The following is a 15,781-nucleotide window of genomic DNA, read 5'->3' on the forward strand; positions in this document are numbered from 1 at the left end:
TCGGTTGGGGGCTGCTCGGCGATACGCGCGCCGGCGCACTGGTTCTGCTGTCGCTGACGGGGGCGATGCTCGTGATCGTCGCGCTCGTACGTGCGGCCGGCGCGCAACGGTCGACGCTCAGGCGCCGGCGTCGCGCGCGACCTGCACGGCCGTGCCGTAGCAGATGACTTCGGTCACGCCCGAGCCGATCTCGGTCGAGTCGTAGCGCATCGCGACGATCGCATTCGCGCCGAGCTTGCGCGCGTCGGCGAGCATCTTGTCGAACGCGTGCTGGCGCGCCTTCTCGCACAGCGACGTATAGAGCGTGATGTTGCCGCCGAAGATCGTTTGCAGCGACGCGCCGAACGAGCCGACGATCGAGCGCGAGCGCACGATGATGCCCTGTGCAACGCCGAGCGAGCGGACGGTCGTATGGCCGGGCAGATCGAACGCGGTCGTGACACGCTCGGGCGAGAGGTCGTCGATTGAGCGGGAGAGATCGGTCATCGCGTGACACCGTGTGGCGGAAGTGAACGAATGACGATTCTATCCGGAACGGCGAACGGGCCCGGCCGGGCTCGAACGGGCGCGCCTTCGACGCGCGCCCGTTGTGCCGCACCCGGCCGTGCCCCGATCAACGTCCGGCGGTCGCGCTGCCGTTTCCGCCGAGATCGACCGCGTACGCGAGCGCCAGTTTGCCGAACTTCAGCGCATGGTTCGCCTGCCGGTCCGAGTTCTCCAGCGTGTCGTTCACCGTATGGATGTACGGGCTGTCGTTCTGGTCGGCCTCGAACGGGAACGACGCCGGATACCCCTGCGCATTCCACGACGCGTGATCCGAGCACGCATACCCGCACTGCGACGTGCCGATCGCAAGCTCCGGCAGGTAGGTCTTCGCGAGGTTCGTCAGATAGGTGTTCTGCGCGGCGTTCGTGTAGTCGGTGATCAGGTAGATATCCTTCGGATCGCCCTTGTAGTTCGTCATGTCGAGCTGCAGTGCGCCGACCACGTTCGCGTTCTGCGTGCGGAACTGCTTCGCGATCGCTTTCGAGCCGAGCAGGCCGGCTTCCTCGGCCGCGTACCCGATGAACTTGATCGTCCGTTTCGGCTTGTAGTTGTTCGCGAGCAGCACGCGCAGCGCTTCGGTGAGGCTCGCGATGCCCGACGCGTCGTCGTCGGCGCCGGGCGAGCGCGTGTTCTCCGTCGTGCGGCCGACCGTAGAATCGAGGTGACCGCCCAGCACGACGGTGCCCGCGGCCGGATCGCTGCCGCGGATCGTCAGGATCACAGATTTCTGCGGAAAGCCCGTGTGCGCGAACTGCTCGACGGTGATGTCGGCGCGCGAACCCGCCAGCTGCTTCCACTGCAACGCGAGCCAGTCCGATGCGGCGACGCCGTGCGACGTCGTGTAGTAGCGGTTCGTGAAGCCGGACAGCGACGTGATCGTGCCGACGATGTTGCTGGCCTGAAGCTGCTGGATCCACGTGCCGATCTGCGGCGCGTTCGCAACCTTGTATGCGGGCGCCGCGGCCTGTTTCGCGAGCGTCGCCGGCAACGGCTGCAGCGCTTGCCGTGCTTCGTCAAACGAATCGTGCACGACGTAGCCGGGCCCGTGGCCGCGCGTATGGTGGACGGCATGGGCGAGATCGCCCAGTCGCGCAGCGTCGATCTCGACGACGTGAACGGTCTCGCGGCGTGCGGTGCCGTCGGCCGTCTTGCCGGCGTCGACGGTCGTGCTGTACTGCGCGGCGGCGCTTGCGTCGATGCGCTGAAGCTGGCGGAACGCGGTGTCGCCGAGCGTGATCCAGACGGGTGCCGCGTGCGCGGCGGCGCTCAGCAGCATGCCGCCCAGCGCGGCGCTCAGGTGGGTCGGTTTCAGAGTAGGCATGGTCGATCTCGTGAGGATGGCGATGTCGATGAAGGGAGCGCGCCGCAGGTCGTGCAGCGTGCTCCCGCCTGCTGCGGTATTACGACTTCTGCGGAACGGTCACGCCGTACGTGCAGCTCTTGTTGTAGGCGTTGCCGATCGCGGTGAGCTGCGCGTTGCTGTAGCCGAGCGCGGACGCCGCCGTCAGCACGGCCTGCGCGGCGGCCTTCTGGTTGGTCGAGCTGTTGGTCATCGACAGCCCTTTCAGGAACGCCTTGTCCATCGCCTGCGCGCCGATCGCGTCGCGCGCGACGAGGTTGCACGACGCCCAGTACTGACCGGCCGTGTGGATCTCCGCGCCGCGGGCCTGCGCATAGGTGCGCCCGACGTTCCAGTTGGTCACGCGGCCGCCCCAGAACTCGTTGTGCCCGTCCCAGTTGTAGACCCAGTGGTACTGCGCATCCGACGGGCTCCACTGGTTGAAGTCGCGGCTGTACGCGGCGGCGAGATAGTCGCCGGTGCCTTCCGACAAACCTTCCTGCTGCGACAGGCCGCCGTTCGTCACCCAGTCGTGGATGCCGTGGCCGAGTTCGTGAATCACGACGTCCGCGTCTTCCGCGTCGTCCACGCCGCCCTGACCGAACGTCAGCCGCCCGCTGCTCGACGAGTACGACGAGTTGTCGTCGCCCGATTCGCCGTGCGGGTCGTACTGCACGCCGCCCGTGTACTGGTACGGCAGCGCCTTGATCCCGAGCGTCTGGTTCACGTAACGCAGGAACGTGTCGATGTGGTAATACGCGTTCACCGCTTCGAAATACAGGTTGCCGCGCGTGAATTCGAACGCGGGTGTCGATTGCGTCGGGCATGCCTTGTCGAGCGGCGCATCGAAATCGACGCAGGCCGCGTACGGGCCCGTCAGCGTGTAGCGCGAACCCGACTGCGCGATGTCCTTCAACGTCACGCGCACGCGCGCGGCGGTGAGCTGTGACGAATCGGCGTCGTTGGCGTCCTTGTAGCCGGTGCTGCCGTAGCTGCTCTTCGTCGGCGAAAGCGGATCGGGGCGGAACACGAAGCCGGTGCCGTCGGTCGCGTAGAACGCCTTGTCCTCGGCGCGCAGCACTTCGCCGCTGCCCGAGTCGATCAGCAGTTCCCAGTCGCCCTTCGGGCCGTCGTTCGGGCGGCCGCGCACTTTCCACGCGGTATGCGTGCCGGTCTTGTCGACGAACGCGACGAGCTGCGCATCGAGGTTCGTGAAGCCGCTCACGCCGAGATACGCGCGGGCGCGGTCGAGCGCCTGCTGCTGGTCGACGGCCTGCGATTTGCGCGCGGTCGCGACCACGCCGTTGATCGTGTTGCTCGCGACGTACAGGATGCGGCCGTCCTTCGCGACCGTCACCGCGATGTCGCTGCCGTACACCGGCAATCCGGCCGCCTGCTGCTGCATGCGCACGACGGTGAAGTCGGCATCGCTGCGCTCCGACGTGACGACGAGGCTCGCGAGCGCGTTCGCGTCGAGCCCGAGCTGCGCGGCCTGCGACGCAACGAAGTCGCGCGCGCTGGCGGCGGGTGTCGCGGCGGCCTTCTTCGCGCGATACGCGGGGTTGTACAGCGTGACGGCGACGCCGTCCGCGCGGAACTGCCCGGCGGCCGTATCGGTCCTGGCGGCCGGCGGCGCGACGCCGCGTGTCAGGCTTTCGCGCAGGCTCGTCGCTTGCGGATTCGACACCTTGGTATCGGCCGCGGTGCCGCCGACGATGCCGAAACCGAGCGCGAGACCCAGGGCGAGCGGCAATGCTTTGCGTGATGTCTGCATACGTGATCCTCATCTCAACGGTTGGACACGCCCGCGCGTTCGTGGCGCGCAGGCACGACACGGCCCGCGCGCCGGCTCGATGGAACCGGTGCGGCGAAGCGGTGTGGGGAGCGTCGACTGACTAAGGAACCCTAAATGTCAGGTCGAAGGAAAACAGGCGGGTGACGAGCGGGGCGAGCGGATGGAGAAGCGGACGGCAGGCAGGTGCGGCGACGGCGAATCGAGCATCGTCATGTCATACCCCTCGGATCGGACGGATATCGGTTGATGGCCCGCATGGCGAGACGTGCGGCGCGCGGCGAGCCGCGTACGCGTGTCGTTAGGGAGCCTATCTAACTTTTTTTGGTATGTTACAGAATATTTTCAACGACATTCCAAATTATTTTCGACGACCGCTTCGGTCCGTCGATCAATCGCCGGCATTGTTCAGCGAGCGGCGGCAAACGCCGCCGGAACGTGCAATACCGCGCCGGATTGTGCCGAATGCCGACGACGATCAGCGCGTCGCGCGCCGGTCGCTGCGCGGGCTCAGGCCGAAGCGCGCGCGATACGTGCGCGAGAAATGCGACGGCGACTCGAACCCGCACGCGACGCACACCGACGTGATGCTCATGTCGGTCTGCTGCAGCAGTTCGCGCGCCCGGTCGAGCCGCAGGTTCAGGTAGAAATGCGTCGGCGTGTCGTTCAGCGTCGCGCTGAACAGCCGTTCGAGCTGGCGCCGCGTGATCGACACCTCCTGCGCGAGCGCATCGGAGCCGAGCGGATTTTCCATGTGCCGCTGCATCGTGCCGATCACCTGGATCAGCTTGCGGTTGTGCACGCCGTAGCGCGCGGCGATTTCGAGCCGCTGGCTGTCCGAGCGCTGCCGGATCCGGCTGACGACGAACTGCTCGGAGATGGCTGCCGCGAGATCGGCGCCGTGCCGCCGGCCGATCAGGTCGAGCATCATGTCGATCGACGCGGTGCCGCCCGCGCACGTGATGCGCCGCTCGTCGATCTCGAACAGCTCCTGCGTCGCGTTCAGGCCCGGATAGCGTTCACGGAACGCGGCCAGCGCTTCCCAGTGCAGCGTGAGCGGCTGCGACGCGTCGAACAGCCCGGCTTCCGCGAGCACGAAGCTGCCCGTGTCGATGCCGCCGAGCGTTGCACCATGACGGTGCTGGCGGCGCAGCCAGTCGCCGATCGCACGCGTGTAGCACACGAGCGGATCGAAGCCCGCGACGACGAACACCGTATTGACGTTGCCGACGTCCGCGCACGCGGCTTCGGCGGCGACCGGAATGCCGTTGCTCGCGGCGACGGGCGCGCCGTCGGCGCTGATTACGTGCCAGCGGTAAAGCTCGCTGCGAAAGCGGTTCGCGACGCGCAGCGGCTCCACCGCAGACATGAAGCCGAGCGCGGAGAAGCCGGGCAGCAGCAGGAAGTGGAAATCCTCGGGCATTGGGGCAGCGGATGGAGTCGGGTGGCGTCGTGCAGCATGCGGGGCGGCGGGCGCACGCGCATGCGCCGCGCCGCGGCCGGCTCGCGCGCGCCGAACGGTCAGGCGGAGATTATCGCGGGTTTTGCGCGGCGTCAGCGCGTTTTTGCGCCGCGCGCGGACCGGCGCGCGGTGGTCGACGGCAACTCGCCGAACTGCGCGTTGTACGCGTTCGCGAAATGCCCGAGGTGGATGAAGCCCCAGCGCGCGGCCGCGTCGCTGATCGACAGGTCGGCCTGCCGCGTGTCGAGCAGCATCCGCCGCACCTGCGACAGGCGCAGCGAGCGCACGTAATGCAGCGGGCTCGTCTGCACGACCGACTGGAAGCTGTTCTGCATCGTGCGCCGGCTCACGCGCAGTTGCGCACACAGGCTCAGCACGTCGACCGGCGCTTCGGGGTGGTCGATCACGTAGTCGTGCACGCGGCGCACGATGTCGGCGCGGCACGCATGCGTGAGACGGTTCGTCGGTTCGGGTATCCGGTACGTGAGGAGATCGACGAGCACGTTGCCGACCTCGCCGCGCAGCTCACGCTGCGCGCGTGCGTCGCGGTACGCATCGGGCGCCGCCAGCACGCGCTCGAGCTGCGTGGCGATTTGCACGCTCGCGCGCATCAGCACGGCGGTGGGCATGTCGACCACGCCGCGCCGCAACGCGGCTTCGTCGAGCCGGACATCGGCCGCATCCTCGACCTGCTGCATCAGCTCGGCGTCGGCGACGACGCCGACCAGCGACATGTCGTCGGGCGAATGCAGCTCGAACGGTGCGCCGCCGCGCGCCATCACCATCGTGCCGCGTTCGACGCGCGCGCCGCCGAATGCGAACGCGCCCGAGCCGGTGAGCGGCATGCCGAACACCGTATGGTCGTGCGGCAGGCGGCCACGCTGGATGATGCGCACGTTGGCAGCTTCCTGGAACAACTGCACGCCGTCCAGCACCGCGTGCTTGACCGCGCTGCGATACACGCCGGCGCCGATCTGGTCGTAGCGCTGGTTCCAGCCGCGCAGCGCGTCGGCATGGCTGTCCGCGTTGTCGAACCTCTCGTGAAACACGAACACGGCGCCTCCAGGTGTGTCGATCGGGACCGCGCAAGATTAAACCGACCGCGCGGTCGGCGCAATACGGGGGAGCGCTATTCCGCGCGCCTGCGTCAGAGGGTCGGAAGCGTCCGGCCGGCGCGGCTTTCAGGCGGTTTTCCAATATCCCGAATCGGCACGCACGCGGTGCCGGTCCGGGTGCTGACCGGATTTATTGTCGAACTACAGTCGCCCCACACAACGTGATTCCCCAACTGGAGGCGACATGAGGACAAGGCGACGAACCGCGATGCTCGCGGCGACGCTGGCGTTCGCGGCGGCATGGGCGGGCAGTGCGAGCGCGACGGAAAAGCCCGAGGAACTGGTCGTGCAGAAGATGCCGCCGTGGCATCCGCACGCGGTCTATATCGTCGACATCTCGATGCCGTCGATGACCGACGGGCGCATCTACGTGTACGACGCCGATGCGAAGAAGCTGCTCGGCCAGATCGACGGCGGCTTCGGCCCCGGCTTCGCGATTGCGCCGGACCACCGGACGAGCTTTGTCGCGACGACCTACTTCTCGCGCGGGTCGCACGGCACGCGCACCGACGTCGTCGAGCTGACCGACAACACGACGCTCGATCATGCCGGCGAGATCGTAATTCCGGCCAAGCATGCGCAGCACGTGCCGTCGCCGTACAACACCGCGTTCAGTGCCGACGGCAAGCGGCTGTACGTCGCGAACATCACGCCGGCCGCATCGGTGACGGTGATCGACGCGGTGTCGAAGAAGGTGCTGTCGGAAATCGACACGGCCGCCTGCGTGCTCGCGTATCCGTCGGGCAAAGACCGCTTCACCGCACTGTGCGAAAGCGGCAAGGCGCTGACCGTCACGCTCGATGCGAACGGCAAGGAGACGAAGCGCGCGATGTCGGACGCGTTCATCGACGTCGACAAGGATCCGGCGTTCGTGAACGCGTCGCGCTACCACGGCCGCTATCTGTTCACGACGTACGGCGGCCACGTGCTCGACGCGGATTTCAGCGGCGACAAGCCGGCGTTCGGCAAGCCGTGGGCACTGCTGACGGACGCCGAGCGCGCCGAAGGCTGGCGCCCGGGCGGCATGCAGCAGACGGCCGTGCACGCGAAGCTGAACCGCTACTACGTGCTGATGCACAAGGGCGGTGACGGCTCGCACAAGGACCCCGGCATGCAGGTCTGGGTGTATGACCTGAAGTCGCGGCAGCGCGTCGCGCGCTGGGATCTCGCGCAGCAGAAGGTCGATCCGCTCGTGTCGATCCAGGTCAGCGACGACGACCGGCCGCTGTTCTACGGGCTGACGGCGACCTCCGACCTCGTCGTGATGGATGCGCGCACCGGCACGCTGCAGCACGTCGAGAAGCAGATCGGCAACACGTCGTCGTTGCTCGTCAACCCGTGAGGCCGCGATGACACTCGATCCCGTACTGGCCACCAGCGCGCAGGCCGGCGCCGCCGCCGTCGTGCTGCTCGGCGCGTTCGCGAAGATGCGCCGGCCCGCCGCGTTCGGTCGGGCACTCGCCGGCTACCGGCTGCTGCCCGACGCACTGACCGCACCCGTCGCGTTCGCGATTCCGCTCGCGGAAGTAGTCGGCGCCGCGGCGCTGCTGTTTCCCGATACGCGCATGGCCGGCGCGATCGGCCTGATCGCGCTGCTCGCGGCGTTCGCCGCCGCGATCGCGATCAATCTCCTGCGCGGCCACACCGACATCGACTGCGGCTGTTCCGGCTTCGCGGCGGCGCGTGCCGACGCACCGCGCGGCATCGGCTGGCTGCACGTCGGGCGCGCGCTGCTGCTCGCCGCGCTGGCCGCGACCGCGTTCGTCGAACCGGGTGCGCGCGCGGTCGTGTGGTTCGACTACCTGACGCTGTTCTTTTCCGTGCTGCTGATCGTCTGCGCGCTGCTCACCGTCGACGTGCTGCTCGCCAACGTCCCGCGCCTTTCCCATCTGAGGAATTCATGATGCAAACCGCTCTCACCGTTTCCACCGCCCTGTTGTGGGTGGCCGTCCTCGCGCTCGGCGCGATCTGTCTCGCACTGGTGCGCCAGATCGGCATCCTGTACGAACGCATCATGCCGGCCGGCGCGTTGATGATCGACAAGGGGCCGGCGGTCGGCGCGATCGCGCCGACGTTCGAGCTGACCGACATTCGCGGCGCGCGGGTGAAGGTCGGCGGCATCGACGCGTCGGGCAACGCGACGCTGCTGTTCTTCCTGTCGCCGACGTGCCCGGTCTGCAAGAAGCTGTTGCCGCTGCTGCCGTCGCTGCAGGCGAGCGAGGCGACGCCGGTCAACATCGTGCTCGCGAGCGACGGCGATGCCGACGAACACGCGCGCTTCGCGCGCAAGCACGACCTCGGGCGCTTCCCGTACGTGCTGTCCCAGGAACTCGGTCTTGCGTACCAGATCGGCAAGCTGCCGTACGCGGTGCTGCTCGACGAAACGGGCACCGTGCGCGCGAAGGGGCTCGTCAACACGCGCGAGCATCTCGAGAGCCTGTTCGAAGCGAAGGCGCGCGGCGTCGCGTCGCTGCAGCAGTTCGTGCACGGCGATCACAGTCACGACGCGCACGCGCAGCACGCATGACCGGCCGACCCACTTTCAACGTCATTGGAGAACAACCACATGGGCCTGTTTGATTCATGGTTCGAGCGGTCGGCGCGCGGCGTCGCGCAGCACAGTTCGCGGCGCAGCGCGATGGCGAAGCTCGGCAAGGTGCTGGTGGGGTCGGCGATGCTGCCGCTCCTGCCCGTCGATCGCACCGCGTATGCGGCCGACGCGGCATCGGGGGCGTCCGGTGCGGCGGCAGCCGGGGCGAGCGACGACCCGACGAGCTGCGACTACTGGAAATACTGCGCGATCGACGGCTGGCTGTGCAGTTGCTGCGGCGGCACGTCGAGCAGCTGCCCGCCGGGCACGACGCCTTCGCCGATCACGTGGATCGGCACGTGCCGCAACCCGCACGACGGTTCGGACTACATCGTGTCGTACAACGACTGCTGCGGCAAGACGTCGTGCGGCAAGTGCTTCTGCAATCGCAACGAGCGCGAGAAGCCGCTGTACAAGCTGTCGCTGAACAACGACATCAACTGGTGCATGGCCAACGGCAACTCGAACTATCACTGTTCGGTGTCGGTTCTGCTGGGAGCGGCAAAGCAATGAAACGGAAGCAAGCGGGAAAGATCGCCGTCGCGTGCGTGACGGCCGTGGCGGCCTTCGCGCTGGCGGGCGTCGCCGGCGCGCAGGAAGCCGTGCATTACCCGGCCGGCAAGAACCTGTTCGATGCGCAGTGCGCGGTGTGTCACCAGGCGGGCGGCAAGGGGCAGGACGGCCTCGCGCCGCCGCTGACCGAGTATCCGGGCAAGTACGCGACGGCCGCATCGGGGCGCGCGCAACTGGTCGCGACGCTGCTGCACGGGATGTTCGGCGCGATCAAGGTGCGCGACAAGAGCTACAACTTCAAGATGCCGTCGTTTGCGAGCGCGAGCGACGACGACATCGCGCACGTGCTCAACTACGTCGTGTTCGATCTGAACGCGCAGCACGGCGATGCGAAGCCGTTCACGGCGGCCGATATCCGCGCGGCGCGCGGGAAGGAGATGGACGGCACGGCCGTTCACGCGCAACGCGAAACCGTCGTCAAGGGGCTCGGCCTGTGAGGCTCGCCCGCGCGGCCCCCGTGGGCGACACCGCGCCGCGCACGCGGTGCGCGGCGGTGCGTCGGTTCGGCAGCGTGTCGCGCCGCGTGGCGTTGCGGCTGATGCTTGGCGGTGCGCTCGTCGGGTTCACCGCGGCATCCGCGCAGGCCGAAGGCGCGGGCGACGCGGCGCTCGCGCGGCAGCACTGGGTGCTCAACTGCATGGGCTGCCACACGGCGACGGGCGGCGGTATTCCCGGCAAGGTGCCGCCGCTGGCCAACTCGCTCGGCTATTTCACGCACCTGCCGGCCGGGCGCGAGTACGTGATGCGCGTGCCGGGCGCATCGAATTCGGCGCTGTCGGACCAGGATCTGGCCGACGTGCTCAACTGGGTGCTCACGACCATGAACCGCGACGCGCTGCCGCGCGACTTCCGGCCCTATACGGCCGCCGAAGTCGCCGCGCACCGCCGTCCCGCTTTTTCCGACGTCGCGACCGTGCGCGCCGGCCTCGTTCGCGCGTTGCAGTCGCGCGGGATCGACGGCGTTGCCGAGCGCTACTGACCGACTCGTTCAGGACATGTCGCGGCCGGGACGATGCGGGCCGATGCGTTCGTGCGCATGATCGCGGAAAGCGCGCGGGACGGGGCGTGACGCGCACGCCGCGTGCGGTGTCGCAAAAAAAAACCGCCAACCCATGACGGGTTGGCGGCTCGCGTAACGATGGCCGGTATCAGAACTGGTTCATCGTGTTGTCCTTGCCTGCCGCCTTCAGCGCTGCTTCGCCGCTGAAGTATTCCTTGTGGTCGTCGCCGATGTCCGAACCGGACATGTTCTGGTGCTTCACGCAGGCGATGCCCTGACGGATTTCCTTGCGCTGCACGCCGGCCACGTAGCCCAGCATGCCCTGGTCGCCGAAGTATTCCTTGGCCAGGTTGTCGGTCGACAGCGCGGCGGTGTGGTACGTCGGCAGCGTGATCAGGTGATGGAAGATGCCCGCTTCACGCGATGCGTCGGCCTGGAACGTGCGGATCTTCTCGTCGGCGAGCGCCGCCAGTTCCGTGTCGTCGTATTCGACGCTCATCAGCTGCGCACGGTCGTAGGCCGACACGTCCTTGCCTGCCGCCTTCATCGCGTCGTATGCCTGCTGACGGAAGTTCAGCGTCCAGTTGAACGACGGGCTGTTGTTGTACACCAGCTTCGCGTTCGGGATCACCTTGCGGATCTCGCTGACCATGCCGCCGATCTGCGCGATATGCGGTTTTTCGGTTTCGATCCACAGCAGGTCGGCGCCGTTCTGCAGCGACGTGATGCAGTCGAGCACGCAGCGTGCTTCGCCCGTGCCGGCGCGGAACTGGAACAGGTTGCTAGGCAGGCGCTTCGGACGCAGCAGCTTGCCGTCGCGCTTGATGACCACGTCACCGTTGCCCAGCTGGTCGGCCGACAGCTCTTCGCAGTCGAGGAACGAGTTGTACTGGTCGCCCAGGTCGCCCGGCGTGTGCGTCACGGCGATCTGCTTGGTCAGGCCGGCGCCCAGCGAGTCGGTACGGGCGACGATGATGCCGTCGTCCACGCCCAGTTCCAGGAACGCGTAGCGGATCGCGCGGATCTTCGCGAGGAAGTCTTCGTGCGGCACCGTGACCTTGCCGTCCTGGTGGCCGCACTGCTTCTCGTCGGACACCTGGTTTTCGATCTGGATACAGCAGGCGCCTGCTTCGATGAACTGCTTGGCCAGCAGGTACGTGGCTTCCGCGTTGCCGAAACCGGCGTCGATGTCGGCGATGATCGGCACCACGTGCGTGACGTGGTTGTCGATCTTCTCCTGGATCGCGGCCTTCGCGGCGGGGTCCTTGGCGGCGTCCAGTTCGCGGAACAGGCCGCCCAGTTCACGAGCGTCGGCTTGACGCAGGAACGTGTACAGCTCGCGGATCAGCGCGCTAACCGAGGTCTTTTCGTGCATCGACTGGTCCGGCAGCGGGCCGAACTCCGAGCGCAGCGCGGCGACCATCCAGCCCGACAGGTACAGGTAGCGGCGTTCGGTGCTGTTGAAGTGCTTCTTGATCGAGATCATCTTCTGCTGGCCGATGAAGCCGTGCCAGCAACCCAGCGACTGCGTGTACTTGGACGGATCGGCGTCGTAGGCGGCCATGTCGGCACGCATGATCTTCGCGGTGTACTTGGCGATGTCCAGGCCCGTCTTGAACTTGTTCTGCGCACGCATGCGGGCGGCGTACTCGGGGTTGATCGCATTCCACGCGTTGCCGTGGGTTTCCTTCAAACCGGCAACTGCCTTGATGTCGTCTTGATACTGGGCCATGTCAATCTCCTGGGAGCAAAGCACGTTTGAGTAACGGGTTGGGCGTGTCCGCCAGGTCTGTCGAAGCGGACTGCATGGGATGAATGGTAACGCCGCCCGTCAGGCTTTTGGTGATGTCTTATATAAGACATAAGACATTATTTTTGCTGGTTTTTCAATGAGATACGTTGCGATTTTTGCGATGTAAAACATGTTTTCAAGCGACGAAAAGGCGGCGGCGCGGGAATTCGACGAGGATTCCGCAATACGAAACGCGCTTTCGGCTGCTGGAGGCCGGGCCACTTTCACACGGGCCCGTGACATCCGTTCGTCGGCACGGCCGAGCGGCACGGGCCGGGCGTGGCGCCGGCATGCGGCGAGCGGCGGTCGGAATCGGCAATGACGCGCCGCATGCGGACAAGCCGGCGCAATCTGAAATGCGCTCGAAAACCCCGTCCACCAAGCCTCTGAAGAAACCTAGTGGTTTCCACTCATAGTCGCAAACAGTCAAGAACAGGTCGCCGGCGGTCTTCTCGCGGCCAATATGGCTCGTTACTTTTACTCCCACGATGCAGGCCGGGCACACCCCGCGCACCGGCTGCCGCGAGTCCATCGGGAGGAACCGAACCATGAAGTCGACGAAGATCGCCGCGCTTGCCGCGGCCGTGCTGGCGACCGGCGCGTTCACGCACGCGGCGCGCGCCGAAACGGAGGCCGCGACCTGCCGCACCGTGCGGTTCGCGGATATCGGCTGGACCGACATCACGTCGACCACGGCGCTCACGTCGACCGTGTTCGAGGCGCTCGGCTACAAGCCGACCACGACGATCGCGTCGGTGCCGATCTCGTTCGCCGGCCTGAAGAGCAAGCAGCTCGACGTGTCGCTCGGCTACTGGTGGCCCGTGCAGCAGAAGCAGCTTCAGCCGTTCCTCGACAGCAAGTCGATCAACGTCGTCGAGCCGCCGAACCTGTCGGGCGCGAAGGCGACGCTCGCGGTGCCGAGCTACGAATACCAGGCCGGGCTGAAGACGTTCGAGGACATCGCGAAGCATCGCGCGGAACTCGACGGCAAGATCTACGGGATCGAGCCGGGCAGCAGCGCGAACGCGACGATCCAGAAGATGATCGACACGAACCAGTACGGGCTCGGCGGCTTCAAGCTCGTCGAATCGAGCGAGGCCGGGATGCTGGTGACGGTCGAGCGCGCGGTGCGCGAGAAGAAGTGGGTCGTGTTCCTCGGCTGGGAACCGCATCCGATGAACATCCAGTTGAGCATGAACTACCTGTCCGGCGGCGACGCGGCGTTCGGGCCGAACTACGGCGAAGCGCGCGTGTACACGCTGACGGCGCCCGACTTCATCGCGCGCTGCCCGAACGCGGGCAAGCTCGTGTCGAACCTGCGCTTCTCGACGCAGCTCGAGAACCAGCTGATGCAGTCGGTGATGAACAAGACGAAGCCGGCCGACGCCGCGAAGGCGTACCTGAAGAAGAACCCGCAGGTGCTCGATCCGTGGCTCGCGGGCGTCAAGACGTTCGACGGCAAGGACGGGCTGCCGGCCGTGAAGGCATATCTCGGCCTGTGACGGCTGGCGCGCCGCACCCGGCGCGCGCCGACCCGACATCCGCAATGCGACCCAACCCGAATCAAGCGAGGCAACCAGCATGAATCACGAAGTCATCATCACCTGCGCCGTCACCGGCGCGGGCGATACGGTCGGCAAGCATCCGGCGATTCCGGTTACGCCGAAGGAGATCGCGGCCGCCGCGATCGAGGCCGCGAAGGCCGGCGCGACGGTCGCGCACTGCCACGTGCGCGATCCGCAGACGGGGCGCGGCAGCCGCGACCCGAACCTGTACCGCGAAGTGGTCGACCGCATCCGCTCGGCCGACGTCGACGTGATCATCAACCTGACGGCCGGCATGGGCGGCGATCTCGAGATCGGCCCGGGCGAGGACCCGATGCGCTTCGGCAAGGGCACCGACCTAGTCGGCGGCCTCACGCGCCTCGCGCACGTCGAGGAACTGCTGCCCGAGATCTGCACGCTCGACTGCGGCACGCTGAATTTCGGCGACGGCGACTACATCTATGTGTCGACACCCGCGCAGTTGCGCGCCGGCGCGAAGCGCATCCAGGAACTCGGCGTGAAGCCGGAGCTGGAGATCTTCGACACCGGCCATCTGTGGTTCGCGAAGCAGTTGCTGAAGGAAGGGCTGCTCGACGATCCGCCGCTGTTCCAGCTGTGCCTCGGCATTCCGTGGGGCGCGCCGGCCGACACGGGCACGATGAAGGCGATGGTCGACAACCTGCCGCCGGGCGCGCACTGGGCCGGCTTCGGGATCGGCCGCATGCAGATGCCGATGGTCGCGCAGGCGATGCTGCTCGGCGGCCACGTGCGCGTCGGCCTCGAAGACAACATCTGGCTCGATCGCGGCGTGCATGCGACCAACGGCACGCTCGTCGAGCGCGCGAGAGAGATCGTCGAACGGCTCGGCGGCCGCGTGCTGACGCCGGCCGAAGGCCGCCGCAAGCTCGGCTTGCCGGCGCGCGGCGAGCGTGCGCTCGAACGCCGTCCGGTCGCCGAATTCGCGTGAGCGGTTTCGCCCCCTGATCGATACGAAGCGGCGGCGCGCTCCGGCGCGGCCGCCCACCGATTTCCCCTGATTTGAAGGATGCGTTGACATGGCTGTGAAGACCGACATCAAGACGTTCGCCGCCATCGGCACCGGCGTGATCGGCAGCGGATGGATTTCCCGCGCGCTCGCGCACGGTCTCGACGTGGTCGTATGGGACCCGGCGCCGGGCGCGGAAGCGCGGCTGCGCGCGAACGTCGCGAACGCATGGCCCGCGCTCGAACGCGTCGGCCTCGCGCCGGGCGCCGATCCCGCGCGGCTGCGCTTCGTTTCGACGATCGACGCATGCGTCGCCGATGCCGATTTCATCCAGGAAAGCGCGCCCGAGCGCGAGGCGCTGAAGCTCGAACTGCACGAGCAGATCAGCCGCGCGGCGAAGCCCGACGCGATCATCGCGTCGTCGACGTCGGGGCTGCTGCCGACCGATTTCTACGCACGGGCGACGCATCCGGAGCGCTGCGTGGTCGGCCATCCGTTCAATCCCGTGTACCTGCTGCCGCTCGTCGAGGTGCTTGGCGGCGCGCTTACGTCGCCGGAAGCGGTCGAAGGCGCGATGGCGGTCTATCGCTCGCTCGGCATGCGGCCGCTGCACGTGCGCAAGGAAGTGCCGGGCTTCATCGCCGATCGGCTGCTCGAAGCGTTGTGGCGCGAGGCGCTGCACCTCGTCAACGAAGGCGTCGCGACGACCGGCGAGATCGACGATGCAATCCGCTTCGGCGCCGGCATCCGCTGGTCGTTCATGGGCACGTTCCTGACCTACACGCTCGCCGGCGGCGACGCGGGCATGCGACACTTCATGCAGCAGTTCGGCCCCGCGCTCGAACTGCCGTGGACGAAGCTGGTCGCGCCCACGCTCACCGATGCGCTGATCGACCGCGTCGTCGAAGGCACGACCGAACAGCAGGGCACGCGCAGCATCAAGGAACTCGAACGCTATCGCGACGAGTGCATCACCGAGGTGCTGAAGTCGATCGCCGCGGTGAAGGCGCGGCACGGGATGCGATTCGAAGACTGAGGGCGAA

Annotated in this window: 15 protein-coding genes; 9 read left to right on the plus strand and 6 right to left on the minus strand. The window is 67.2% G+C overall.

From position 1 onward, the window contains the following. Positions 1-117: 117 nt before the first annotated feature. The 5 genes from HWX08_RS00420 to HWX08_RS00440 all read right to left on the minus strand — a co-directional run bounded on the left by HWX08_RS00420 (position 118) and on the right by HWX08_RS00440 (position 6,194). Positions 118-486 carry a YbjQ family protein gene (locus HWX08_RS00420; protein ID WP_174920893.1) on the minus strand — a complete coding sequence of 123 codons (369 nt, stop codon included), beginning with the start codon at positions 484-486 and terminating at the stop codon, positions 118-120. 127 nt (positions 487-613) lie between these two features. Next, a complete protein-coding gene (locus HWX08_RS00425; protein WP_174920892.1) occupies positions 614-1,867 on the minus strand; it encodes a M20/M25/M40 family metallo-hydrolase in 1,254 nt (417 codons plus the stop codon). A gap of 79 nt (positions 1,868-1,946) precedes the next feature. Further along, positions 1,947-3,659, minus strand: coding sequence for a M36 family metallopeptidase (locus tag HWX08_RS00430; protein WP_174920891.1), 1,713 nt, complete (start codon positions 3,657-3,659; stop codon positions 1,947-1,949). Positions 3,660-4,155: 496 nt separating this feature from the next. Next, a complete protein-coding gene (locus HWX08_RS00435) occupies positions 4,156-5,100 on the minus strand; it encodes a GlxA family transcriptional regulator (protein ID WP_174920890.1) in 945 nt (314 codons plus the stop codon). Between the two features lie 131 nt (positions 5,101-5,231). Continuing rightward, positions 5,232-6,194: a helix-turn-helix domain-containing protein gene (locus HWX08_RS00440; protein WP_174920889.1), complete on the minus strand. Its 963-nt coding sequence runs from the start codon at positions 6,192-6,194 to the stop codon at positions 5,232-5,234. Positions 6,195-6,438: 244 nt separating this feature from the next. On the opposite strand from HWX08_RS00440, the gene HWX08_RS00445 reads away from it, so the two are divergent. The 6 genes from HWX08_RS00445 (at position 6,439) to HWX08_RS00470 (ending at position 10,396) form a co-directional block, all read left to right on the plus strand. Next, complete coding sequence (locus HWX08_RS00445) at positions 6,439-7,596, plus strand: amine dehydrogenase large subunit (RefSeq protein ID WP_174920888.1); 1,158 nt, start codon at positions 6,439-6,441, stop codon at positions 7,594-7,596. A gap of 7 nt (positions 7,597-7,603) precedes the next feature. Continuing rightward, positions 7,604-8,158: a MauE/DoxX family redox-associated membrane protein gene (locus HWX08_RS00450; protein ID WP_174920887.1), complete on the plus strand. Its 555-nt coding sequence runs from the start codon at positions 7,604-7,606 to the stop codon at positions 8,156-8,158. Continuing rightward, positions 8,155-8,781 (plus strand): methylamine dehydrogenase accessory protein MauD, encoded by a 627-nt coding sequence (mauD, locus tag HWX08_RS00455; RefSeq protein WP_069260574.1) that lies wholly within the window; start codon positions 8,155-8,157, stop codon positions 8,779-8,781. The genes HWX08_RS00450 and mauD overlap by 4 nt, the downstream gene beginning before the upstream one ends. Positions 8,782-8,820: 39 nt before the next feature. Beyond that, complete coding sequence (locus tag HWX08_RS00460) at positions 8,821-9,357, plus strand: methylamine dehydrogenase light chain (RefSeq protein ID WP_069260573.1); 537 nt, start codon at positions 8,821-8,823, stop codon at positions 9,355-9,357. Then, positions 9,354-9,854 (plus strand): c-type cytochrome, encoded by a 501-nt coding sequence (locus HWX08_RS00465; protein WP_174920886.1) that lies wholly within the window; start codon positions 9,354-9,356, stop codon positions 9,852-9,854. The genes HWX08_RS00460 and HWX08_RS00465 overlap by 4 nt, the downstream gene beginning before the upstream one ends. A 101-nt stretch (positions 9,855-9,955) precedes the next feature. Further along, on the plus strand, positions 9,956-10,396 hold the full coding sequence (locus HWX08_RS00470; protein WP_175911260.1) for a c-type cytochrome: 441 nt from the start codon (positions 9,956-9,958) through the stop codon (positions 10,394-10,396). A gap of 169 nt (positions 10,397-10,565) precedes the next feature. On the opposite strand, the gene HWX08_RS00475 is transcribed toward HWX08_RS00470, so the two are convergent. After that, positions 10,566-12,149 carry an isocitrate lyase gene (locus tag HWX08_RS00475; RefSeq protein WP_069260570.1) on the minus strand — a complete coding sequence of 528 codons (1,584 nt, stop codon included), beginning with the start codon at positions 12,147-12,149 and terminating at the stop codon, positions 10,566-10,568. A gap of 608 nt (positions 12,150-12,757) precedes the next feature. Here HWX08_RS00475 and HWX08_RS00480 point away from each other — a divergent pair. From HWX08_RS00480 to HWX08_RS00490, 3 genes are all read left to right on the plus strand, one after another. Next, the gene (locus tag HWX08_RS00480; protein ID WP_174920885.1) at positions 12,758-13,711 is read left to right on the plus strand and encodes a choline ABC transporter substrate-binding protein; all 954 of its coding nucleotides are present in this window, start codon (positions 12,758-12,760) and stop codon (positions 13,709-13,711) included. 79 nt (positions 13,712-13,790) lie between these two features. After that, on the plus strand, positions 13,791-14,720 hold the full coding sequence (gene cdhC, locus HWX08_RS00485) for a 3-dehydrocarnitine:acetyl-CoA trimethylamine transferase CdhC (RefSeq protein ID WP_069260568.1): 930 nt from the start codon (positions 13,791-13,793) through the stop codon (positions 14,718-14,720). Positions 14,721-14,808: 88 nt separating this feature from the next. Next, entirely contained in the window at positions 14,809-15,774 is a 966-nt protein-coding gene (locus HWX08_RS00490) for an L-carnitine dehydrogenase (RefSeq protein ID WP_069260567.1), read from the plus strand. Positions 15,775-15,781: the final 7 nt, after the last annotated feature.

This window comes from Burkholderia metallica, from assembly GCF_902832845.1.
Lineage (GTDB): Bacteria > Pseudomonadota > Gammaproteobacteria > Burkholderiales > Burkholderiaceae > Burkholderia > Burkholderia metallica.